The following is a 23,467-nucleotide window of genomic DNA, read 5'->3' on the forward strand; positions in this document are numbered from 1 at the left end:
CGTTTATTAAATAGCACAATTTCTATCTAATGATTCGATAGTCTATTGAATTCTACTCCTGATTTCAAAATGAGTTAATTAATAATTATGGCGGACAAAAGTCCGCCATTTGATATTTATTTTATATAACCCGGATTTTGATCCAAATTAGAATTTGTCAACAATACATTATTAGGAATCGGAAATAAATTAAAATCACTATTTTTAGTTGCATTATGTGAAAACCATGATTTTGTTGAAAACACACCAAATCTGATAAGATCCTGACGGCGGCGTCCTTCTTGTGTAAACTCCCAACCTAACTCATCAAGAAATCTTCCCATAACAATATCAGCGCCACCTTCAAAAGTCTGAGAATTTTTATCACGTCTTCCATAATCATAATTACTTCCCAGCATCAATTGCGCATCGGTTACTACAGCCAATGCAGGATTACTTGTAAATGCTCTTGCACGAACTTCTGTTACCAAAGTACCTGCTCCCGGCTGACCAGATCTTAGTAAAGCCTCGGCCTTCATAAGTAATATATCTGCATAACGAAACATTGGCCAATCATTACTTAAACGATTTGTAGCGCCAATAGCATATTCAAATTTGCCCCAACGAAGTCCATCATCTTTATCTGATTCATCTATTGATGGAACTGCATTTGTATAATTAATTGACAATGGCTCGCCAGTAATAGCATATTGTTGTCCAGCAATAAAATTCTCTTTTAAACGAGCATCATTTGGATTATATGAATTTATAAATTGTGGAGTTGCACAAACTCCACCCCATGGAGAATTTGTAAATTGATAGGTCTTTTGATTTTCACTTGCCAAGGTATACATATGAAAGTCAAATGCATTCCAATCTTTTACATATTTCTCATCAAAAGGAAGTGCAAAAATTATTTCATTTGAATTTTCATTCTCAGTTATAAATACATTTTTTTGATTTGCTTCTAAAGAATAATGACCCGAATTTATTACGTTATCACAAGCAGTTATACATTCAGCCCACATAGCTTGTCCACGCCATACCTGAGCATTGAGATACATCTTAGCCAATAAAGTATTTGCTACCCATTTGTTGATACGTCCATAATAAAGACCTCTTGGGGTTTCTGATAAGATTCCTATGTTATCTTTAATTTCTTTTACTATAAAATCAAAAACTTCAGCTCTTGTAGCCTGTTTTGGCAAACTTGTATCACTAAAATCAGTAACAATTGGTACATTACCATATAAATCCACAAGTATGTAATAATAAGAAGCACGAAGTACTTTAAGTTCAGCTAAAAGAGCTGTTTTTCTCTCATCTTCAACAGCAATTTTGCCAGTTTCAATTTGGTATATTATTCGATTACAAGTATTAACGCCTTCAAAAGTACGGCTCCATGGCTGCAAAACACCATCATCACTTGAAGTCCATGTATGTTCATGCATTCTTTTATAAACATATCCATCTACCCAACCTATACCTGTACGTGCAGGAAGTACATCCTGATCAGCGGGAAGTTCCTGAGCCCTTACAACTCCATTCCATAAAAGCATTGTTTTTCTCCAAGGTATGTATGCTGCATTTACTAATGCACTGATGTCTGTTTCTGTACTTGGGGTATAATTTTCTGAAATAACAGATCCATAACTATCGTCAACTAACTCAGTACACGAAAAGGTACTAAATAACATGATAGTACTTATTGCTAAAAATATATATTTTGTTTTCATTATATCTCTTTTTGAATTAAAATTGAGCTTGCACTCCTAAAGTAAATGATCTTATAGTAGGATATCTACTCCTGCTGTCTACACCCGGATTCAAACCTGATGTATTAACCTCAGGGTCAATTCCTTTATAGCCTGTAATTGTTAATACATTCATTACTGTACTATAAAGTCTTATTGATTTAAAAACAGAAGATTTCATTTCTTTGAATGAGTAACCAAGCGTAATGTTATCAATTTTAACATAATCTCCATCCTCGACATAATAACTATTAAATTGAGGTGCTATCGTATTATTCAATAATGCTTTTCCAAAAACCAAATCATTTACTGAAGAAAGACGATTATCAGCATATCCATTTTGAGTTCCTTCATAGTTCATACGAGCCTCATTAACTACCTGGAAACCAAAGGCACCGCGAACATTCATATTTAAATCAAAATTTTTGTATCTAAATGTATTAATCCAACTGGCATACCATTTTGGTAATCCGTTACCTATTACACGTCTGTCTGTAGGACTCTGAGCAAAATCATCATAATTTACTCTTTCATTTGCAGCATTTAAATATACCCACTTACCTTCTTCATCTACATCTACCACTTTAAAGCCATAAAAATTACCTACTGGCTGACCAACCTGTACTCTGTGGGATGAAGTTGTCATTCCTTCAAAATTTACATTTCCAGTATCAAAATAATCAAACTGCGTCTTAAAGGCTCCATCCAAACTTTTAAGTTCATTTCTGTTAGTCGAGTAGGTTCCTGTAGTTGTCCACTCAAAATCATTAGTTTTCACTGGTATTCCAGATACTAAAACTTCTAAACCTCTATTTTGCATCGTACCACCATTAGCAACAATTGTAGGATATAAATTAGGAGGTGTAGGCACATTATAAGAATACAACAATCCATCTACATTACGGTTGTAAGCATCAATAGATCCTGAAAGACGACCACCAAACATTGAAAAATCAACCCCAATATTCGTTTCTTTCTTTTCTTCCCATCTTAAATCGGGATTAGGATTTGAAGCAGGCGTAATTGTTCTAACCCATTGTCCGTTTACCAAAGTAAAATCTCCATATTGTAATAATGCTACACCCAGAAATGAATTTGCGGGTTGCGAACCAGTAACACCATAACCGGCACGAAGCTTTATTTCGTCAAACAAAGTCTGATTTTTCATAAAATTTTCACTGGTTATTTTCCATCCTAAAGATACCGCTGGAAATGTACCCCAGGCATTATTGGTACCATAAAGCTGACTGGCTCCTTCATGACGTAAACTCGCCATTAAAAGGTATTTATCATCATAGGCATAAGTCAAACGACCAAATAAACTGATAAGATTAGCATGATTTTTAGAACTATTCATTGTTGCAAGACCTAATGGAAGTGCTGATCCCGCTCCTATATTATGCCATCCACCAAAATAATCATCCTGAAAACCGTAATTAGACATATTAGATCTTTCAATATCAGATTCAATATAACTATAACCACCTAATACGCTGAATTTATTCTTATCGATTGTTTTATCATATTTAGCAGTAAGTTCAGTTTGTTTTTCCATTCGATTTAATCCTGAAATAGACGAATATCCTGGAAAACCATATACTGTTGCTGATGAATGCTGAAGTGTTTCTGAATAACCGGTTGCTCTATTTTCTTTCACATAGGAGAAAAGGGCATTAAGAGTTAAATCCTTAATTGGATTGTATGTCAATGTACTATTATATCTGATTTCTGATGTCTTAACATTCCCATCAGCTTCATTTAATAAAGCTATAGGATTCAAATAATCCAATTTATCTTTATTTTGATAATAAGTACCATCTGCGTTATAAATAGGATCGGTAGGATTTCTACGTAATGCCTGCCAATAAGCCCCACCGTTAAAGCTGCCTGCGTCTGTTGTTGAAGCAAATTTATTTTCATTTCCTAAAATAGAAAATCTAACCAACAACTTATCATCAAACATACGATGGTTAATATCAATACGACCTCTAAAAGTATTATTATCAGACTTAAGCATAATACCTTGCTGACTATTGTAATTAAGATTAGCTGAATAATTAGTTTTAGAACTTCCTCCTCTCATAGAAAGGTTATGCACATTCGTAATAGGCTTACGGCTAATTTGATCAAGCCAGTCTACATTACTCCCTTTGTCATACTGTGGATAAAGTTCTCTAAATTGCTGACTGGAAAGCATATCTAATTTACTTGCAATACTAGATGTACTTACATAACCTGTATATTGAACATCATCAATTTCGCCTCCTTTTGCTTTTCTCGTGGTAATTAAAACTACACCATTAGTACCACGTGTTCCATAAATTGCAGCGGCAGATCCATCCTTAAGTACATCAATACTTTCTATATCTTCTGGAGCAACAGTATTTAGAGCACCCGGAATTCCATCAATAAGTACCAACGGATCTGTGTAAGCACCAGAAAGTGTATTATTTCCTCTAAGTTTAATAGATGTTACTGCTGTAGGATCACCACTATTATTAGTGATTGCAAGACCAGCTACTTTACCTTGTATCAACTGACCAGCATCTTTTACCTGACCTTGATTAAAATCTTTTGCCTTTACGCTTGCCACAGCACTGGTTACGTCTCCCTTTTTCTGAGTTCCGTAACCTACAACCACAACTTCTTTTAGATCAGCTATGTCTTCCTGTAAGCTTACATTAATTGTTTTTTGGCTTGAAACTGTAATTTCTTTTGTAGTATATCCAATGTAAGAAAACGATAAAACATCAGTTCCCGAAGCTTCAATAGTATAATTTCCGTCTAAATCTGTAGTAGTGCTTTTATTAGTTCGTTTTACCAGAATGGTAGCTCCTGGTAATGGAAATCCTTGCTGATCAGTAATTTTACCTTTGACTACATTTTGCTGTACTAAAAACAAATTAGCAGATTCTTTTAGTCTTTCAGTTTTAGGAATGAACGAAATTGTTTTCCCTTCAATTATCCAGGTAATGGGTGTTTCTGCAACAGCTTGTTCCAGCACTTTCTCAATGGGAGCACCTACAACATTAATAGAAATTGGCTTAACATTTTTTAAAATAGCCATGTCATAGAAAAAAACATAATTAGTTTGATTTTTTATGACCGATATTACTTTTTTAAACGGAACATTTTTTCCGGAGAAAGTAATGGTTTGTGAGGATACTGCTGCCGAAACTTGAAAAGTTAATGCAACAACTAAAATGGAGGTTAACTTCATAACTTTCCAGGCGTTAGTAATTGGCCAATGGTTTATCGGCTTGGTTTTTGGTAATAATTTCATACTTTTGGTAATGGTTTTTGGTTAATAATAAATTCTCCTTGCTTGGTTTATCTATCTGTTTTTCCATTAACTGTTCCTTTTTAATTTTAGGAACAAGCCAGCAAATGCTACCAACATCTGCTGGCTTTTTTTATGGATAACAAATACATATTTATAAAAAAGGGTTTCCCCGTTTTAATCTAAATTATGGCATCACTCTTAAAACATTTCCATCAATTTTAAAATGAACCTTATTCTTTTCTAAAATTTTTAATACCTGTGATAATTGTAAATTTCTTTGTATTTCTCCTTCAAAAGTTCTTGCAGGTATTCCTTTTTCAAATACTACATCTACATCATACCAGCGACTTAGTTGTCTCAAAACAGTTTGGAGATTAGCATTTTCAAAATAGAACACACCGTTTTTCCATCCCATCACTTCTTCTAAATTCACATTATCATTTACAGTAATAGCACCCGATTTTTGTTTCTGGGCTTGCTGCCCTGGTTTCAACAGTACTTTTTTGGCTTTCTCAGTAATTAACACACTTCCTTCTAAAAGAGTAGTATTTACGCTGGCCTCATCATCATATGCATTTATGTTAAAATGAGTTCCCAATACATTTACCTGCATATCATTAACAGCAACTCTAAAAGGTCTCTTTTTATCTTTGGCTACTTCAAAATAAGCTTCTCCAGTTAGGGTTACTTTTCTTTCGTTTGCCGCAAAAGAAGTTGGGAAAGTAATTGACGAAGATGCGTTTAGCCAGACTTTTGTACCATCTGATAATTCCAAATTATATTGTCGCGCTCTGGGAGTGGTCATCGTATTGAATACCACTTGAGCATCCTTGCCTGCTTTATATACCAGTCTGCCATTCTTTTTTGAAACAGTCGTATTGTTTTGATTAGCTAACACCCCATTCCCTACGCTATCCAAAACAATTTTAGAACCATTAGAAAGAGTTAATATTGCTCCGGTTTTTCCAGGTTCTTTATCCTGAGTTGGTTTTACTGCTACCATTACAGGAGATGAATCCTTCTTTTGAAAAAAAACAAGAGACCCAATACCAATGGCTATTAAAACACTGGCAGCTACAGCTATTTTTCTCCAATTGAATAAACCTATAACAGACGGCTCTTTTACTTTTGAAGAATTCATTTTACTCTTAAGTTCGTCCATGAATTTTTTAGTTGATTCAGGACTAACAACAGGAATTTCTACTGAGTCATAATTTTCTTGAAGAATCGCATTCACTTCCTCCGAATATTGGGGATTATCCAACATCGAGAGTAGCATTGTTTTACCTTCAGGAGTGATTTCTCCTGAAATAAACTGCTCCATAAGTTCTTTAAATACTTCTTTTTGATACATAAAATAGAGATTTTGGGACGACATTAAAAGCCGTTCAATTATAAAGACGAGGTTTGGCCACTAAAGTGGCAATGAAAAATAAAAAAAATTATTAAAAAAAAATAACCCTAATAAAATTAGGGCTAAAAGACTGATGATATAATGATTGTGTAAGTAATTCCTAAGAAAATTTAAAGCCTGTAGTAAATGCCAGCGAACAGTTCTTGTTGCTATACCTAATTTTTTACTGATGTAGTCGGCATCCCTTCCTTCCATGCGGCTTAACAGGAAAACAGAGCGTCTGGGTTCCGGCAAAAGTGCAGCTCCTTCGTTTAAAATTTTAACTAATTCCTCAAACTCATATTGTTCATCCGGTTTAAAAAATAACTCTTGTAGTTTTTGATCTTTCAGCGAATCTGTTTCTACCAATTTTTTTCTAATATGACTAATAATTAAATTGCGGCTCACTATAAAAAGGTAGTTTTCAAAACTATTTACTTCAGCTAATTTGTGTCGTTTTTCCCAAATCTGAATAAAAACATCTTGGGTTAATTCCTCAGCAATCGGATATGATTTCACAAAACTCAAAGCATGCTGTAACACCTTTTGCCAGTATCTTTCAACCAGCCGGGTATAGGATAGTTCATCGCCAGATGCAATACGCAATAAAAGTGCAGATTCATTTGAAAGGTTCATTTTTATATGATTGGCAATTAATTTTGGTGTAAATAAGATTGAAGCAAACATAATTAAAATACCTCAGCTTACACAAAAATAAATTATAAGGATAAAAATTTTACCGTTTGCACATAAGCAAGTTTTGGCGAAATCCCTTTGAAAAGTTTGGAATACCACCTATAAAACATCAAAAAAGCAACTAAAAATAAATTGCAAATTGTATTCATTTAAAATCTAAAGATAATCCGGAAAATGGGTTTTAATAATATCGGCAAAGGCTTCGCGAGAGAGTGGTTTGTTTTTAAAATCAGAAACCTCAGAGATGCCTTCGGCTCTGGTTTTATCATCAGGATTTAATGAAGTGGTGAGCATAACAATAATGATTTTTCCTTTTTGATGCTCCTCCAACGCATGATAAGCTTCTAAAAATTCCCAACCGTCCATTACCGGCATATTAATATCAAGCAAGGTCAGCATAGGCTGCGGAAACACATCTCCCGCGGCTTCATATTTTCCTTTATTGGTAATAAAATCAAGTGCTTCTTTGCCGTTCAATACGGTTTGAATCCTCTCGGCTATACCTGATTTTTTTATAATCATCTCGTTGATAAAATTAGTCCCTTTGTCATCATCCACCAATAATACGCAATTGAGTTTCTTTTTCATAGTTCTTTAAGTTTTGGAATTGTAAAATTAAATGTACTCCCTTCGCCCCACTTTGAATCGGCCCAAATCGTGCCACCGTGTAGTTCCACGATTTTTTTACAATGTGCCAGACCAATACCAGTTCCTTCATATTCATCGCGATCGTGTAATCTTTTAAAAATGACAAAAAGTTTGTGCATGTCTTTTTCCTCAATTCCTATCGCATTATCCTGAATCGAAAAAAGCCAATCGTTATCCTGCTCCTGAGCAAAAATTTGGATTTCGGGCAATACCTCTTTTTTTCGGAATTTTACAGCATTACTGATAAGATTTTGAAAAAGCTGTCTTAATTCTGTTGAATAGCCTTTTAATTGTGGTAAATTGCCAACGGTTATTTTGGCTTTACTTTCTGTAACAGTTATGGTTATGTCTAAAAGTACCTCATTCACAATTTGATTACAATCTACCTCAACCAACTCTTTTTTTCGGCCTATTCTGGAGTAATCTAACAGTCCTTTGACCAATGTCTGCATACGTCGGGAAGACTGAGAAATAAAATCAATATAGAGATTGCCATTTCCGTCTAATGTTCCTGCAAATTCTTTTTCGAGCAACTCGGTAAAACTGACCAATGAACGCAAAGGTTCCTGTAAATCATGAGAAGTGATGTAGGTAAATTGTTCCAGTTCCTTATTTTGTTCTTTCAGTTTTCTGTTTTGTTCAGCAAGGAGCGCTTCTCTTTTCAACAAAGTTTCTGTTCGTTCTTTTACCTTTTGTTCCAATTCGAAATTCAATTTTTGAATTTCTCTGGAACGCTTGATAATTTCAACCTCCATCTCATCTACCTTTTTTTGTAAGTCGAGAGTAATATTTTCGCTTTTGGATTTCTCACTCTTTAACGTCATAAATTCTGTTACGTCTTCCACCCGGTGGACAATACAATCCATCTCATTTTCAGCATTCAATATCGGAATGTTTATCGGACTCCAATACCGCTCTTCAAAAATTCCGTCAGGTCCCTGTACATCATATCGTTGTACGGCCATAACATGTCGTTTTTTTTCTTTTAATACAGCATGAAGTGACCGGGATAAATTAGAAACTCCGTCTGCCAACTTATCATCAGGATTGTCAGGAAAGACTTCGAATAAGTTGCGACCAATCATTTCCTCTCTTTTCTTCATTGTTGCCTTTTCATAGGAGTCATTCAGGTCTAAGATGGTAAAATCAGTAGATAAAATTAAAAACAAGCTCGGAGCAGATAAAAATATTTTCTGGAAATCAACTGTTTGTGTTTTCATAACCTATCATTATTAATTCCTTTTGTCTTACAATAGTAGGTGTCAAAATAAAGATTCTTGCTGCAAATCCTTATTGAAATACAATTCTTATTTTCTGCATTCCAATCTCTAATCATTGAAATACAAATACAAAACTGTTGCTTCTGTTAAGTTTTGGGGTACTTGAGAAGTCTTGTGCTAATATAACAATATTTTTGTAAATAATAAATTACTTTTTCTAACAAATAGCGGTTTTTTTAAAATTTATCAATAACTCTTAGCGTTCCAAAAGCAAAAGGGTTGTAAGAATGCGACTAAACCACATTTCTTACAACCCTAATAGGTTTGAAAAAAATCTTTCTATTTTCCTAATTCACCAAAACTACAGCACCATTACAAGGAATTGTTACTTCCATTTCCTGATTCTTATTCAGTTTTGCAGTTGTTACTTTTCCGTTCAATTGTGCATCATCACTGTATTGCTTCAATTCAGTTCCTAACTTAATCATTGGCAATTTTACTTTAATTTTAACGGTTTCTTTCTGAGCGTTAATTCCGGCTACATACCATTTATCTCCATGACGACGAGCCAACACAGCATATTTACCCGGATAACCGTCAATAAATTTAACTTCATCCCAGGTAGTAGGCACTTCTTTCATAAAATCGATTGCCCATTTTGGTGCATCGGTTAAATTATTTGGTGCCAAAGCAAAATGTTGCACACTACTTTGAAACAAAACTGCCGTTGCCAAAGCATATACATCAGAAGTCATGCGTTTAGAACCTTTGTTTAGCGTATTGTTTTCATTATAAAATTTATTCAAAGCACTCCCACCAAAATCCATACTTCCTACCGTATTACGTATAAAAGTATGCAAGCAAGCGTTGAATGCTTCTGCATCGCAATATTTTTGACCAAAATAAAGATTCTCGCTCGCTAACACTGCTTCGCTGGAAACATAGTTAGGAAACATTCTTTCCCAACCACGAGGCAAAGTCGTTCCATGAAAAATAACCGCAATTCCGTAATCATTGGCATCAAATAAAATATCTTCGTACAACTTCATCGTTTCCTGCTTGTCTCCACCAAAGAAATCGACTTTAATTCCGGTCACACCTATGCTTTTCATCCAAGCCATTTCTTTACGGCGAAGAATAGCATTATTCATAATTCCTCTTGGCGTTTGCGGCGCATCATTCCAATGTCCGTTAGAATTATACCACAAGTAAAAACTAACTCCTTTAGTCGCGGCATATTTAGCTAGTTCTTCAATCTTATCACGTCCCACCTGAGTATCCCAAAGCGCATCCACTAAAAGTGTTTTGTACCCTAAGTCAGCACTAAAATCAATATATCTTTTTTGCTCATCGTAGTTCATACTTTTTTCCATACCAATGATCCAACTCCAGGTTCCCTTAGTATATTGGTATTTTTGAGAAGCCTCATATTTTTGTTTTACTAAATCAAAAGGAACAGTGGTTTCTACAATAGGTGCTAAAGTTTCGCCTACAGTAATCGTTCGCCAAGGTGTTTCACCAGGAAGTGCAATTGCCGGAGCCGATGTTCCATTTCCATTATTTTCACCTTCCATTGGAAAACCAATGGTATATAAACCTTTTTCATGACCAATTAATCTGCTGGCACAATACTGACTGTCCACTCCTGTTTCAGAAATTAAAACCCAGCCGTCATTTTTAACTTTAAAAAGACATGGGAAAGTATAGCCTTCTCCGTCGCCATTTTTCCCCAAAGCCGCATCTACAACATACGGGATTTCGTAACTGGGCATCGTTCTTTTCCAACCCGCCATCGCTTTGCTTTGAGCCGACAAGAAACTAGTTGTTCCCTGTGGAAATAAAAAGCCTGAAACTTCTTCTTTAACAACAGTAGTAAGTGCTTCTTTTTGTGGATACACTTTGTATTTAAAAGCTACATCATGATTACTTATTCTAAAAATAATATCAATCGCTGCATTGTTGTCTTTGGTCAAAGAAAAAACCGCTTCATTAGCTACATAATGAACCTTACTTTGTTTGATATTTGGCAACTCATAAGTTTCATCTATTTTATTTTGGATTACTTTATCGCTTAATGCTAATCCCGTGCTAAAATCACCTACATTGGTTTTTAAACCTACAGACGATGGTTCTAAAAACAATTTTCCATTGTAAGAAACACTATAAGTGGGTGTTCCGCTATTTACAACTAAATTGACGGTCAATTTTCCGTCAGGACTGCTTAGTTGTTGTGTTTGCGCATTAGTTACAAAAAAACCGAATAAAAAGAGGTACAAAAAGAATTTGAAATGCGTTAATTTCAAATGATTTACAACAGAAATAGTCATTTTAAAATTTATATTTTAGGTTAGTAAAGCCAAAAATACCAAATATTTATTCGTTTTACACGAATAAAGTGTAGATTTAACACTATTCTATTTTGCTAAAGAAGATTTGCATTATCAAGTCGACCAGAGCCAAAACCATTTTTAAATATAAAATTTGAACTTACTAACTTTCTTTTTTGCTTGATCAAAAAAGAAACAAAAAAATATTCATGCATTAAAATTGTTTTTCGGTATTCATGAATCTTCGATTTCAAGTCTTGCGCTTCCTCGTCGGTCAAATTAGTTTTCGAATACTAAAAGAAAAGAACTCGTCCCGAAAGCTTTCGGGACTCAAACAGCTTTTCTTTTTACGTATTCTTCAAACATTTGACACTCGACTGCGGAAGCTAAGGACAATAGAAATTCGGTACATAAAAAAAGACAGCTCTCACTGTCTTTTAGTATTTCCAAAATATATTGTTTATGGCTGCAAAACATCATTAGCTGCGGCATATTTTTTTTGCCAGTCGGGATATTTATCCAAAACTTTTTGAGGTTCATAAGTGTACCAGGAATAACCACTGCGGCGCTCTACACTCACCTCAGCCAGGGAATACAAAAATTCACTATTACGATCGCAAAACAAAGGTTTATCAGTACCTAACTCATAATAACGGGTCCAGATGGGCGGAGCTGCCGGATCGGTTACTACCCTAATATCGCGTTTTACGGTTTTGTATTTGGATTCGAATGCATCAATTTCAAAAGATTCTACTCTGGTGTTGTGAATTCTGGAATCGGCAAACCATTTTACGGCACTTTGTATCGCCTGAATGATTTTGTCATTGGGATTTTTTATTTTCATCAAAAACAAAACGACATTCACACTTTCCCCATTGCAAATGCTTAGCGGTTCAAATTTACGTGCCCAGGCAGGCGCCAGAGTTTCTTCATCGTGTTGCTGACACCAGGCAGTTAATCTACCGTTGTCCTTTATTTGCATATTCAAGATACAGTCCAAACCTTTATTATAAGACTTTATCACCTTAGATTTCATATTCTCATCCAAAAAAGAAAAATTAGGATTGTCAGAAATTATTTTGTCCAACAAATTCATTATCCCCATATAAGCCCCATCATTAAAAGTTATATGACGACTGTAATTTTTCTCTAACGGAAAATATTGCGGCCAGCCTCCATTGGCATACTGTGCATCCAAAATAAACTGAATTCCTTTTAAACAGGCTTCTTTGTACTTTTCAATTTTAGTAGCGGTATAAACCTGTGCTAAATAGTAAATATGGGTATAAGTCGTCTCGTTGTCAAATGTGGTATGTAAAATCGCTTTTGTAGAAGCTACTTTCTCTACTTGTTCCGGCGTTAATATTGCCTTCATATCATAATTCTTTGGCCAGCCACCGTTAGAACGCTGAAACAAAATCATATTATCAGCAATTTTAGTGTAATCCGATTCGGGATATTTAGGTTGGTTAGGAACCGGATTTATTAAGTTACTTTCATCTTTAATCCCGTACCAATGTCTCTCGCTATCGCCAAATGGTTTGGTACTTATAGGAGTCTCTTTTTTATCCGATTGCGCTTTTACAAAAGTACCGGACAGCAAAAATGCCAGAAGTAATGCCAAATAATTGATTTTTGTTAGGCTCATGGTTTTTTGGTTTTTAAGGGTGGTAATAGCTTAGAATTATAAAAACGTATTTAGTTTAAGCTTTTTATAAAAAAAATCTCCAAAATCAGGCTACTTTGGAGATTTTAAAAATTCAGATTTCAATTAGAATTTTACTGCTTTTTTAGAGACTTTTTCACCTATGAACGTTTTCTTAGATAAATTTGAAGATGTTAAATCAATATTCTCAGAGGCTGCTCCATTAATCGTAACAGCCTTAGGAGAAGTCGAATTGATTTCGACGTTTTTCAAAAAGCTGTTTTTTACATTATAAATATCAAAAACAGTGCTTTCTTTAATATCAAATTTGGCGTCGCTAATTTTAATTCCTTTGGCATCAATAATAGTAACTCCTTTGTCGGCTTTGGCAAGCAAATTAGAAATAGAAATATTTTCCAGATTCATCTCAGGCAAACCTTGCAAAAACACCGCTTGTTGCGCTCCGGCAATGGTGATGTTTTTCATCGAAATATTTTTAAACTGAGGCGTTTTTTCATCAACTGGAATCATTTTGTTTTCAACCGGAGTTCCTCCTTCTTCCAAAGTTTCGGCAATTGATTTTCCTCCATAATACAAATTAAAAGAAATAGCCTGTGATGGAATATCGGTCATATAAACATCTGAAATAAAGATATTTTCGACAACTCCGCCACGTCCGCGGTTACTTTTAAAACGCAATCCAACGTCAGTTCCCATAAAAGAACAATTCGATACGTGCATGTTTTTGACACCACCGGACATTTCACTTCCCACAGTTACACCGCCGTGTCCATGATATACAATATTATTTCTGATGATAATATTTTCGCAGGGAACGCCACGATCACGACCGTCTTTATCCTTTCCTGATTTGATACAAATTGCATCGTCGCCCACATCAAAACTGGAATTTTCAACAATAACATTTTTACAGGATTCTACGTCAAGACCGTCTCCGTTTTGAGAAAACCAAGGGTTACGAACGGTTACATTGCGAACAATTAAATCCTCAATCATTAATGGGTGAATATTCCATGCCGGTGAATTTTGAAACACAGGTCCGTCAAATAATACTCGTTTACTGTTTTGAATACTCACTAACACCGGACGAAGAAAATCGTGAATTTTTTCGAAATCTTCCTTAGTTTTCAAATCCAAACGTACATTTTGATCCGCACCTTCTGATGCATTCATGAAAACTTCTGATGGATACCAACTTGTTTGTGTTTTATTTACAACTCCGCCTGAAGCAACAAATTTTTTCCATTGACTTTCGGTAAGTTTGGCTTTTTTCACCTGTCTCCACACTTCGCCTGAACCGTCCCAAACTCCGCTTCCGGTAAAAGCAACATTCTCTAAATTTTTACCATAAATAGGCGAAATACAACGCCAGGTATTTAATCCTTCAAAACTGGTTTCTACTAATGGGTACAAACTTTTATCGGTCGAAAATTTTATCAAAGCACCTCTTTCGGCATGCAATTCCAAGTTACTTTTCAGGATAATCGGACCCGTTAACCAAATTCCCGGAGGAATGATTACTTTTCCGCCCCCTTTTTGAGACACCGCATCAATAGCATCGGCAAAAGCTTTGGTATTTAAAACATAACCACCATTGACAGCACCAAAATCTTTAATATTTACTGCATAATTAGGGATTTTAGGTTCCTGAACTTTAGCCATTTTAAATTCAATTCCCGGATAAATTTCCTCAGAATTTGAATTTTGAGCGATACTGTTTTGCGGCAAGCCCGAAAGTATTATAGCAAAAACAGCAATTAAAAAATTCCTTGATTTATTTTTCATTCTTCTTTTTTTATAGGTTATTTTTTGGTTATAACAATTAATGTAATCGATTGCCTTACAAATATATTTAATTTATTTGGTTTTCTATCCCACAACTTTCATTCCATTTATAAATACTTGTGTTAAAATCATTATCGAAAACATTTAAAATTATTTTGTTTCGCAACATAAAGGAAAATTCTTATTTTAGACTAAATTAAAAAACTAAAACATGAAAAGGATAAAATTGTTGTCGCTCATTGCATTTTCTCTTTTTTGTTTTTGTTCCAAAAAAGAAGAAAAGCCAAATTATAAGTATTTTGAATTCTCATTTGACAATACTTTTGGAAGTTGTTTCTCTTTAAAATTTAGACCCAACGATAGTATTTATATTAGAGAACATTGGAATTCAAAAACCGTTTGGGATAGTATATCTCCTCCACGAGAAAAAACAAATTATATAGCAATAATTAGTCAACAACAGCGAAAAGTACTAAACTACTTAATTTCGAAAATTCAACTTAAAAAATGTGACTCCATTTATTATGAAAATTATGTTGATGGGAGAACATATTCCATATTTATTGATAAAGATTCAGTCAAAAAATTAATTAAAGTTCACAGCTATAATAATGTTCCTAATGAATTAGATAGTTTAGGTGCTTGGTTGTATCAATTTAAAACAAAAGCAAAATTGATAGAAACAACTAAAAAATTAGATTTTATTACAGCAAAGTATGTACTTCCACCACCTCCACCACTACCGATAAAAAAATAAACATAACAAAAAAATCCCCTCTTTCCAATTTCTGAAAAAAGGGGATTTAATTTTTTAGAAACTACTTTTATTTAGCAGCATTAACACTTAAAGTTGCTGTTTTTAATCCTTTTCCGCTAACGGTTAATTCCATAGTTCCGGCTTCTTCAACTGATTGTAAGGTTACCACTAATTTTCCACTGAACAGTTTCATCGTTGGCAAATGAAATTGTTCCAATGAAGTCGCATCTCCATTACAAGCCGCTCTGTATTTTCCTTTTCCTTTGACTTTAAACTGCAATTGATTGGTAGCTGTAGGACATGGAATTCCATTTTTATCCACTACTGAAACGGTAACATAAGACAAATCTTTGCCATCGGCCTGAATGCTATTTCGATCGGCGTTAAGCACAATTTGATATGGATCTCCGGCAGTTTGGATTTGCTCTTCGGCAACTGCTTTTCCGTCTTTATCAAAAGCAACTACTTTTACCGTTCCCGGTTCGTACTTCACGTCCATCCACATCAGTCGATACCTGTTTTGCGGAGTAGCGGTATTCTTTTTTTGGATTCCCATACTTTTTCCGTTTACAAAAAGCTCGGCACTATCATAACTCGTATAGACAAAAACAGGTGTAGTTTGACCTTCGCGTCCTTCCCAATTCCAATGCGGTAAAATATGTAAAGTTGCTTTTTCTGTATTCCAACGGCTTCTGTACAAATAGAATCTGTCTTTAGGCAAACCTGCTAAATCACTGATCCCAAAATACGAACTACGGGAAGGCCATTTCTCATCATAAGGCGTAGGCTCACCCAAATAATCAAAACCGGTCCAAACAAATTCACCTATAACCCAAGGCTTGTCATCCTGTAACACAAAATCTTCATCAGGTACATTCGACCAGCTACAGGCTTCTAAATCATAAGAAGAACACTGAAAATCCGGATATTGTTTGTTTTTTTCTTTTACCACAGGAAATTTATAAATTCCTCTTGAACTTACAGTCGAAGCAGTTTCAGAACCTAAAATAAATCCTTGAGGGAATTTTTTAAAAGCTTCTTCATACAAATGCACACGATAATTCAATCCCGGAATATCTAACAAAGCTCCAAAACCTGATTCCATAGTTGCTTTTACCTGATCCATACCCACAGTTACCGGCCTTGTTGGATCTTCTCTGTGGAAAATTTCCTGTAGCCATTTGGCACGTTTTACTCCAGCTTCACCGTGTTGATCCGGAACTTCATTTCCGGAACTCCACATCACGATACAAGGATGATTTCGGGTAGCATGAACTAAATTTACGATATCTTTCTCGGCATAGGCTTCAAAAAATCGGTTGTATCCATTCTTCACTTTTGGCTTTGCCCATTCGTCAAAACTTTCGGCTAAGAACATGAATCCCATTTCGTCACATAATTCTAATTGTTCCAATGATGGCATGTTGTGAGAGCTTCGAATAGCATTACAGCCCATATCTTTTAAAATGGTCAATTGACGGCGTAAAGCTGCCTTATTTATTGCCGTTCCCAAAGGTCCTAAATCGTGATGCAAGCAAACGCCTTTAAACTTTCGTACTTCGCCATTTAGACTAAATCCTTTATTCGCTTCGTATTTTATCTCACGGATTCCAAAACGGGTTGTAACCTCATCCTTTAATTCGTCACCAACAAACCATTGCGAAACGGCTTTATACAAATACGGACTTTCAGGACTCCACAACTTCGGATTATCGACTTTGATATTTTGTTCGAATTCAGTTCCGAATTTTGTAGTGGCTTTATCCGAACTTATTTTTTGTCCATTGGCATCAAAAATTGTAGTTACTAAATACCCATTTTCTCCTGTAGCCTTTGTTTTTACATTTACTTTGGCAACTTCTTTGCTAACTAATGGCGTTGTTATAGAAGTTCCCCATTGTTCAATACTTTCCTTATTTTTGATAATCAGACTAACTTTTCGATACAAACCCGCACCAGGATACCAACGTGAAGCAAACTCCTTGTTTGTTAATTTTACCGCCAAAGTATTCTCGCCTTCCTGTAGAAAATCAGAAACATCAAAATAAAAATAGCTGTAACCATAAGCCCATTCGCCCACTTTTTTCCCGTTTAGATATATCTGTGGTTCGCTCATAGCACCTTCAAAAAGCAGAATTACTTTCTTTCCTTTCTCAGCAGCCGAAATCGAAAACTTATTTCTGTACCAAGCCGTCCCGATATGAGGCAGCGCCCCGGTTCTTCCCGTTTTTTCAGAAGCTGTTTTTTCGCCATTTTGAACAATCGCTACAGTCTGTTTATCAACTTCCTTATCAAATGGACCGTAAATAGCCCAATCATGCGGCACACTTACTTTTTGCCATTTTGAATCATTAAAATTCGTTTGGGAAGCGTTTTCAAAATCTCCTTTTTGGAACTTCCAATTACTTTCTAATTCCCTCACAGTTCGCACCTGAGAGAAAGAAATTGATATACTTATAAAAAAGATTAAGAAGAAAAATCTAAACTGTGTCATCTAATTTTATTATTTGGTTGTTTAAGAATTATAAAAAACGATAAAAATAGCTACTTTCTAATTGTAAATTAGAATATACAATATCAGTTATTAAAAAAACCCGACCACTTTTATAGTAGTCGGGTTTAAATAACTTATTTACAGAAAAAATTTAAGCTGCTTTTTTCACCTTGTGACCAAACATTCCAAAATAAAGAATAATCAGGAAACACACTAACGGAATCAAATAACCCGATTGAATATCGTCATGATTCATATCAATCAGAGTTCCCATTCCGTAAGGTAAAATAGCTCCTCCCACGATAGCCATTACCAACCAGGAAGAACCGGTTTCAGTATTATTTTTCAATCCTACTAAACCTAAAGCAAAGATAGTAGGAAACATAATAGACATAAAAAATCCGATTGCTCCTAAAGCATAAATTACATAAATACCTGTTCCGTAAATAGCTACAGCACAAAGAATAGTACTCAATGCAGCATAAATTGACAGCAGTACATAATCTTTTACATATTTCAAAAAGAAAGTCCCAATGAATCTTCCTGCCATGAACAACACCCCATAAAGTCCTAAATAATAAGCCGCTGTAATCTCATCCATACCGGCTCCCTGCTCAGCCATTCTGATAAAGAAACTCGTAACACAAACCTGAGCGCCTACATAGAAAAACTGCGCTACAACTGCCCAACTTAAATGACGGTGTTTTAAAACCGAGAAAAAACCGGGTTTTACTTCCACCTCTGTATGTGCTGGTTTCATTGATGGCAAATGCATAAAGTAAAACAAAATTGCCACTAAAACTAATATTGTTCCTAAAACAATATAAGGCATTTTTACAGCAGCAGCTTCACCCGCTAAATAAGATAATCTTTCCGCTTCAGGCATAGCAGCCATTTGTTCAGGAGTATAACTTTTTCCGGAAAGGATAAACATCGAACCCACAATTGGCGCTACCATCGCAGCCAAACCATTAAAAGAAGCAGCCAGATTCAATCGTTTAGACGAAGATTCCGGTGGACCTAAAATAGCTGCATAAGGATTAGCACTGGTTTCCAGAATAGTCAGTCCGCATCCAATGATGAATAAGGCAACTAAAAACAATTCGTAAGCCTGAGTATTCGCTGCCGGAACAAACAGGAAAGCGCCTGTTGCAAAAACCAAAAGTCCGATGATAATACTGTTTTTATAACCTACTTTTTTGATAATCATTCCCGCCGGAATTGCCATCAGGAAATAAGCCAAAAACACCGAAGTATCAATCAATGTCGATTGACGGTTATTCAACTGACAGGCTTTTTTAAGGTGTGGAATCAAAATTGAATCCAAATTATGAGCCATTCCCCAAAGGAAAAATAAACTCGTAATTAAAATAAAAGGTAATACATAATTTGGTCCCTGACCTTTTTCGGTAGGCACTGAATGTTGGTCTCCCAACTGATTGGTTACTTGCATGTTTTATATTTATTGGTTGGTTAATTTTTTCTTTTTACGAGTAATAAATGGTCACAAACCATCACTACTTCTCCGCTTTGATTAATGATTTCCAAGTGCTCCGTTACCGTTCCCATCTCCGGTCTTTTAGCATCACCTTTTTCTGAAATGGTAATTTCCGAGTGAATCGTATCACCAATGTGTACCGGTTTTACAAAACGCATTCTGTCATAACCCTTAGAAAAAGCTTCCGGATTAATCTCTGATGCCGTCAATCCTACCCCAATTGCAAGTACCATGGTTCCATGAGCAATACGTTGTCCAAAAGGCTGTGTTTTACACCATTCTTCATCCATATGGTGCGGAAAAAAATCGCCTGTGTGTCCTGCATGAACTACAAAATCAGTCTCAGTTATAGTTCTTCCCAATGTTACACGCTTATCTCCTAATTGGTAATCTTCAAAAAATGTTGACTTAAAATACATGTTTCTTTAGTTTATTTACCATAATAAGTCATATTAGACCATTTAAGTTCTGTTTTTATTAGACTTACATGAACTTATATGTCTTAAATGGTTTAATTTTTATTTTTTTATAATTCTCCTTGTGGAATTCCTCCATTTTTATTGCTGATGTAGCAGGCTTCAACTACTTGCATTGTACCTAACACATTTTCAACACTGGCATACAATTCGCTGTCCGAACCTTCTTTATAACGCATCAGGTTAGCCATTGTTCCCACAAAAGCTTCCGGAAACCAGGAACCTTCCAGTTGTACTTTCTTCCATTCGTATTTTCCTGCTTCGTTTTGTACTGAGTATTCGAAAACATCTTCCAGTCCGGCAGGGTAGTTCATCAACAAGCCCATCTTAGCTTTGACAGCTCCTTTCGTTCCTTCCCACTTGATGTAACTTTCTTCATGCTCCGGTCCAAAATGGTGATCGTGATTGGTATTAATTACTGCACGCATGGTGTCGCCATAATCCAGAATAATAGTCGAACGTGAAGATGATAAATCTTTCGATGGATGTCTCCAGGTTTTGGCTAAAACACTTTTTGGATCTCCTACAAACGAACGAATGCAATCTATATAATGTACACTGTGGAATAAAATCTCCAATCTTGGATGTACTTTAACCAATGGAAACAATTCCCAAGGTGTATTTACAGTTACTTTGAACTCCAAATCATACAATTCACCAATGATTCCTTCATTTATCAAATAACGTGCCGCAGCCACAAATGGAGCAAATCGCAATTGGAAATTAATAGCTCCTACCAGATTTTTTCTTTCGCAAACAGCAAGGATTTCTTTGGCTTCAGCCAAATCATTCCCCATTGGTTTTTGGATTAAAACCGCAGCACCATCAGGCAATTGCTCTAAAATTTCAATATATTGTTCCGGCATCACCGTAATGTCGTAAACAGCATTGGCAGGAGCACTTTTTACGGCATCAGCCACTGTTTCAAAAACATGAGGAATTCCAAATTCAGCAGCCATTGACTGTGCTTTGGCAAAAGTTCGGTTGGTAATTCCGAAAACCTCAAATCCGGCCATTTTATAAGCAGGCAAATGCGCATCTTTTACAATTCCGCTAGCGCCAATAATGACTATAGGTTGGTTGGTTTTTGGCAGTTGTGGCTTATAAGGAATTTGCATAATTATAGTATTTTTTCAATTTCAATTTGTGTGTTTTTTAATAAAACTGCAGACGGAGTTGTGGTTTGTATTGCATGCAAAACCAACTGGTCTATCAGTATGGCGATGTCCGGCCAAACCGCTATCTGTGGCAAGGTCAGGGCATTCTCGTGTAAACTTTCTAATTTGTGGTAGTAAGGGATTGTGGCATTAATTTCAGGATCGTTCCATGTCGATTTTCTACAACCAATTCCGCCTTCATTTGTCAATAATTTATCGCTCTCGGCAGTGGTGGCAAATCGTAAAAAATCGTAGGCTAATTGCTTGTTTTTACTTCCTTTTCCTATGGTGTATAACCAATAGACATTCAGTGAAGCTGTTTTTCCGCCATCGGCAAAAGGCAGGGTGGTAATATCTACTTTACCTTTAACTTTTGATTCGGCAATTACTTCGCACATCGAAGCAAAACCAAACCAGTTTATTGTCATCGCAGCTTCTCCATTGGCGAAAGCCATACCTGCTTCAACCGAACCAAAATCAATCGAACCCGGATGAACAGCATTGGTATTTTTAACTATATAACGGTAATAATCTAAGGTGTCAATTGCCGCCTGTGTATCAATATTTATTTGATTATCGGCATTCAATAAAGAACCGCCACGGGTCCATAAATGCAGGCAAAAGTCAAAAACCATGTTATGCCCATCAGGATAATTGGCAAAAACGCAGCCGTATAATTTTTCGTCAGGACGATTAAAGAAAGTAGCTATCTGGGTGAATTCCTCCCATGTTTTAGGCGGATGCAATTCGTAACCGTATTGCTTTTTGAAGTTCTCTTTTTCAATCGGATTTTCGAATAAATCTTTTCTGTAAATCAAGCATTCCGGACCATCATGAAACGGTAATCCGTAAATGCCTCCTTCAATTTCCTGCAAATGCAACAACGAATTGTGCCAGCCCTGAGGGAAATCCTTTGGCGCTTTATTAGTAATAAAAGGAGTTAAATCCTGCACTGCCTTGGCTTGAACCGCATCAAAAATCCAATCGGTATTGATATGGGCAATATCCCAATCGCCTTTTTTCAAACCTTCTTCGGTGATGGTTTGTTCGTACAAATCATGCAGCTCCATCGGAATCATTTCGACAGCAATGCTAATATTGTATTTTAAACAAAACGCATCCCATAATTTCTGTAAGGCACTTTCAAAAGGGCCAAATTTTCTAACCGCAATTCTAAATGTTGAGTTTTCCATTAGCAATTAATAAATTCTTCTAAAATACGTTCGTTATCCTGACCCAACTTAGGCGAGCCCTTATCAGAAATAAATAATTCCCCATCAATTCGAATAGGGCATCTTGTGGTTTTATAACTATAGCCGTCAAGCATTTCCACCTGTTGTACAAAATTTAAAACCTGAAAACCATCCTGAGCAAAAAGCTGCTCATAATTCAATACATTGGCACACCAAATATCAGCAGGTTCTAAAATATTTAACCAATATTCAGAATCCTGTGTTTGTAAATGTGCCGCTAAAACCGATTTGATATCGTCTCTTAAAGTAAATTTATTTTCGGGAAACTGCTTCAATGCCTCACAGCTTAACAATTCTGCCAAAACCGGAATTGACCCCATGGCTAAACTCATGTAGCCATTTTTAGTCTGATAAATTCCATAAGGCGCACCTAAATAAGCATTGGCATTGTTAGTTTTTGTTCGAACAGGCAATTCGCCACCATCATTAAAGAAAGTGGTAATAGTTTCAAACTGAAAATCAAACGCCGATTCCAACATACTTACCTCTACCTGAGCTCCAACATTCTGAGTCACTTTTCGATACAAAGCTGCCAAAATTCCTTGGGCTAAATGCGCTCCCGCCAACATATCGACAATAGACAATCCCATAGGAACCGGACCATCGCCCTCGTTTCCTGTCAGCCAGGTCAAAGCCGTTAAAGATTGTAACAATAAATCCTGTCCCGGCAAATCCTTAAAAGGACCTTTTGAGCCGTAACCACTTATCGAAGCATAAACCACATTAGGATTTATTTTTTGTACTTCTTCATAACTCAATCCAATGCGTTCCATAACACCCGGTCTGAAATTATGCATTACCACATCGGCTTTTGCCAACAATTTCTTCAATTTTGCTAATTCCTCCGGCTGTTTAAAATCAATCGCAAAGGATTCTTTGTTTCGATTTATAGTATGAAAAACAGAGGATTCTCCGTTCATAATCAAATCCGAAGTATATAAGGTTCGGCAAATATCGCCTGTTCCCGGTTTCTCAATTTTAATGACACGGGCACCCAAATCGGCCAGACGTAAACTGGCTGAAGGTCCCGAAAGAAACTGGCTGAAATCTATTATTAAATAATCTTCTAATGGTTTCATCT

Annotated in this window: 16 protein-coding genes; 1 reads left to right on the forward strand and 15 read right to left on the reverse strand. The window is 35.7% G+C overall.

All coding sequences use genetic code 11. The features are described 5' to 3' along the window. Window positions 1–116: 116 nt before the first annotated feature. The 9 genes from IEV84_RS02945 to IEV84_RS02985 form a co-directional block, all read right to left on the reverse strand. A complete protein-coding gene (locus IEV84_RS02945; protein WP_188492249.1) occupies window positions 117–1,715 on the reverse strand; it encodes a RagB/SusD family nutrient uptake outer membrane protein in 1,599 nt (532 codons plus the stop codon). A 16-nt stretch (window positions 1,716–1,731) separates the two neighbouring features. After that, window positions 1,732–5,016: a SusC/RagA family TonB-linked outer membrane protein gene (locus tag IEV84_RS02950; RefSeq protein WP_229732581.1), complete on the reverse strand. Its 3,285-nt coding sequence runs from the start codon at window positions 5,014–5,016 to the stop codon at window positions 1,732–1,734. Window positions 5,017–5,200: 184 nt separating this feature from the next. Continuing rightward, on the reverse strand, window positions 5,201–6,370 hold the full coding sequence (locus tag IEV84_RS02955; protein ID WP_188492251.1) for a FecR family protein: 1,170 nt from the start codon (window positions 6,368–6,370) through the stop codon (window positions 5,201–5,203). Window positions 6,371–6,430: 60 nt separating this feature from the next. Beyond that, window positions 6,431–7,045, reverse strand: coding sequence for an RNA polymerase sigma factor (locus IEV84_RS02960; RefSeq protein ID WP_188492253.1), 615 nt, complete (start codon window positions 7,043–7,045; stop codon window positions 6,431–6,433). Between the two features lie 216 nt (window positions 7,046–7,261). Next, on the reverse strand, window positions 7,262–7,693 hold the full coding sequence (locus IEV84_RS02965; RefSeq protein WP_188492255.1) for a response regulator: 432 nt from the start codon (window positions 7,691–7,693) through the stop codon (window positions 7,262–7,264). Then, entirely contained in the window at window positions 7,690–8,973 is a 1,284-nt protein-coding gene (locus IEV84_RS02970; protein WP_188492257.1) for a PAS domain-containing sensor histidine kinase, read from the reverse strand. The genes IEV84_RS02965 and IEV84_RS02970 overlap by 4 nt, the downstream gene beginning before the upstream one ends. 347 nt (window positions 8,974–9,320) lie before the next feature. Continuing rightward, on the reverse strand, window positions 9,321–11,300 hold the full coding sequence (locus IEV84_RS02975) for a glycoside hydrolase family 97 protein (protein WP_188492259.1): 1,980 nt from the start codon (window positions 11,298–11,300) through the stop codon (window positions 9,321–9,323). A 460-nt stretch (window positions 11,301–11,760) separates the two neighbouring features. After that, window positions 11,761–12,948, reverse strand: a complete 1,188-nt coding sequence (gene pelA / locus IEV84_RS02980; protein ID WP_188492261.1) for a pectate lyase — start codon at window positions 12,946–12,948, stop codon at window positions 11,761–11,763. A gap of 123 nt (window positions 12,949–13,071) precedes the next feature. Further along, window positions 13,072–14,751: a glycoside hydrolase family 28 protein gene (locus IEV84_RS02985; protein WP_188492262.1), complete on the reverse strand. Its 1,680-nt coding sequence runs from the start codon at window positions 14,749–14,751 to the stop codon at window positions 13,072–13,074. A 211-nt stretch (window positions 14,752–14,962) separates the two neighbouring features. Here IEV84_RS02985 and IEV84_RS02990 point away from each other — a divergent pair, with 211 nt between their 5' ends. Next, the gene (locus IEV84_RS02990) at window positions 14,963–15,508 is read left to right on the forward strand and encodes a hypothetical protein (RefSeq protein ID WP_188492265.1); all 546 of its coding nucleotides are present in this window, start codon (window positions 14,963–14,965) and stop codon (window positions 15,506–15,508) included. Window positions 15,509–15,575: 67 nt separating this feature from the next. Here IEV84_RS02990 and IEV84_RS02995 read toward each other — a convergent pair whose 3' ends face one another. The 6 genes from IEV84_RS02995 to IEV84_RS03020 form a co-directional block, all read right to left on the reverse strand. After that, complete coding sequence (locus tag IEV84_RS02995; RefSeq protein ID WP_188492266.1) at window positions 15,576–18,002, reverse strand: DUF4982 domain-containing protein; 2,427 nt, start codon at window positions 18,000–18,002, stop codon at window positions 15,576–15,578. Window positions 18,003–18,153: 151 nt separating this feature from the next. Further along, on the reverse strand, window positions 18,154–19,455 hold the full coding sequence (gene fucP / locus IEV84_RS03000) for an L-fucose:H+ symporter permease (protein WP_188492268.1): 1,302 nt from the start codon (window positions 19,453–19,455) through the stop codon (window positions 18,154–18,156). Window positions 19,456–19,475: 20 nt separating this feature from the next. Beyond that, window positions 19,476–19,919 (reverse strand): MaoC/PaaZ C-terminal domain-containing protein, encoded by a 444-nt coding sequence (locus tag IEV84_RS03005; RefSeq protein WP_188492270.1) that lies wholly within the window; start codon window positions 19,917–19,919, stop codon window positions 19,476–19,478. 107 nt (window positions 19,920–20,026) lie between these two features. Further along, on the reverse strand, window positions 20,027–21,094 hold the full coding sequence (locus IEV84_RS03010) for a Gfo/Idh/MocA family protein (RefSeq protein WP_188492272.1): 1,068 nt from the start codon (window positions 21,092–21,094) through the stop codon (window positions 20,027–20,029). 2 nt (window positions 21,095–21,096) lie between these two features. Beyond that, a complete protein-coding gene (locus tag IEV84_RS03015) occupies window positions 21,097–22,326 on the reverse strand; it encodes an ABC transporter substrate-binding protein (protein ID WP_188492274.1) in 1,230 nt (409 codons plus the stop codon). After that, window positions 22,326–23,465 (reverse strand): CaiB/BaiF CoA transferase family protein, encoded by a 1,140-nt coding sequence (locus IEV84_RS03020; protein ID WP_188492276.1) that lies wholly within the window; start codon window positions 23,463–23,465, stop codon window positions 22,326–22,328. The genes IEV84_RS03015 and IEV84_RS03020 overlap by 1 nt, the downstream gene beginning before the upstream one ends. Window positions 23,466–23,467: the final 2 nt, after the last annotated feature.

This window comes from Flavobacterium palustre, from assembly GCF_014639535.1.
Lineage (GTDB): Bacteria > Bacteroidota > Bacteroidia > Flavobacteriales > Flavobacteriaceae > Flavobacterium > Flavobacterium palustre.

Coding starts and splice junctions, on each gene's coding strand:
- IEV84_RS02945 (WP_188492249.1), bottom strand. CDS start 1,715: ATGAAAACAAAATATATATTTTTAGCAATAAGTACTATCATGTTATTT.
- IEV84_RS02950 (WP_229732581.1), bottom strand. CDS start 5,016: ATGAAATTATTACCAAAAACCAAGCCGATAAACCATTGGCCAATTACT.
- IEV84_RS02955 (WP_188492251.1), bottom strand. CDS start 6,370: ATGTATCAAAAAGAAGTATTTAAAGAACTTATGGAGCAGTTTATTTCA.
- IEV84_RS02960 (WP_188492253.1), bottom strand. CDS start 7,045: ATGAACCTTTCAAATGAATCTGCACTTTTATTGCGTATTGCATCTGGC.
- IEV84_RS02965 (WP_188492255.1), bottom strand. CDS start 7,693: ATGAAAAAGAAACTCAATTGCGTATTATTGGTGGATGATGACAAAGGG.
- IEV84_RS02970 (WP_188492257.1), bottom strand. CDS start 8,973: ATGAAAACACAAACAGTTGATTTCCAGAAAATATTTTTATCTGCTCCG.
- IEV84_RS02975 (WP_188492259.1), bottom strand. CDS start 11,300: ATGACTATTTCTGTTGTAAATCATTTGAAATTAACGCATTTCAAATTC.
- pelA (WP_188492261.1), bottom strand. CDS start 12,948: ATGAGCCTAACAAAAATCAATTATTTGGCATTACTTCTGGCATTTTTG.
- IEV84_RS02985 (WP_188492262.1), bottom strand. CDS start 14,751: ATGAAAAATAAATCAAGGAATTTTTTAATTGCTGTTTTTGCTATAATA.
- IEV84_RS02990 (WP_188492265.1), top strand. CDS start 14,963: ATGAAAAGGATAAAATTGTTGTCGCTCATTGCATTTTCTCTTTTTTGT.
- IEV84_RS02995 (WP_188492266.1), bottom strand. CDS start 18,002: ATGACACAGTTTAGATTTTTCTTCTTAATCTTTTTTATAAGTATATCA.
- fucP (WP_188492268.1), bottom strand. CDS start 19,455: ATGCAAGTAACCAATCAGTTGGGAGACCAACATTCAGTGCCTACCGAA.
- IEV84_RS03005 (WP_188492270.1), bottom strand. CDS start 19,919: ATGTATTTTAAGTCAACATTTTTTGAAGATTACCAATTAGGAGATAAG.
- IEV84_RS03010 (WP_188492272.1), bottom strand. CDS start 21,094: ATGCAAATTCCTTATAAGCCACAACTGCCAAAAACCAACCAACCTATA.
- IEV84_RS03015 (WP_188492274.1), bottom strand. CDS start 22,326: ATGGAAAACTCAACATTTAGAATTGCGGTTAGAAAATTTGGCCCTTTT.
- IEV84_RS03020 (WP_188492276.1), bottom strand. CDS start 23,465: ATGAAACCATTAGAAGATTATTTAATAATAGATTTCAGCCAGTTTCTT.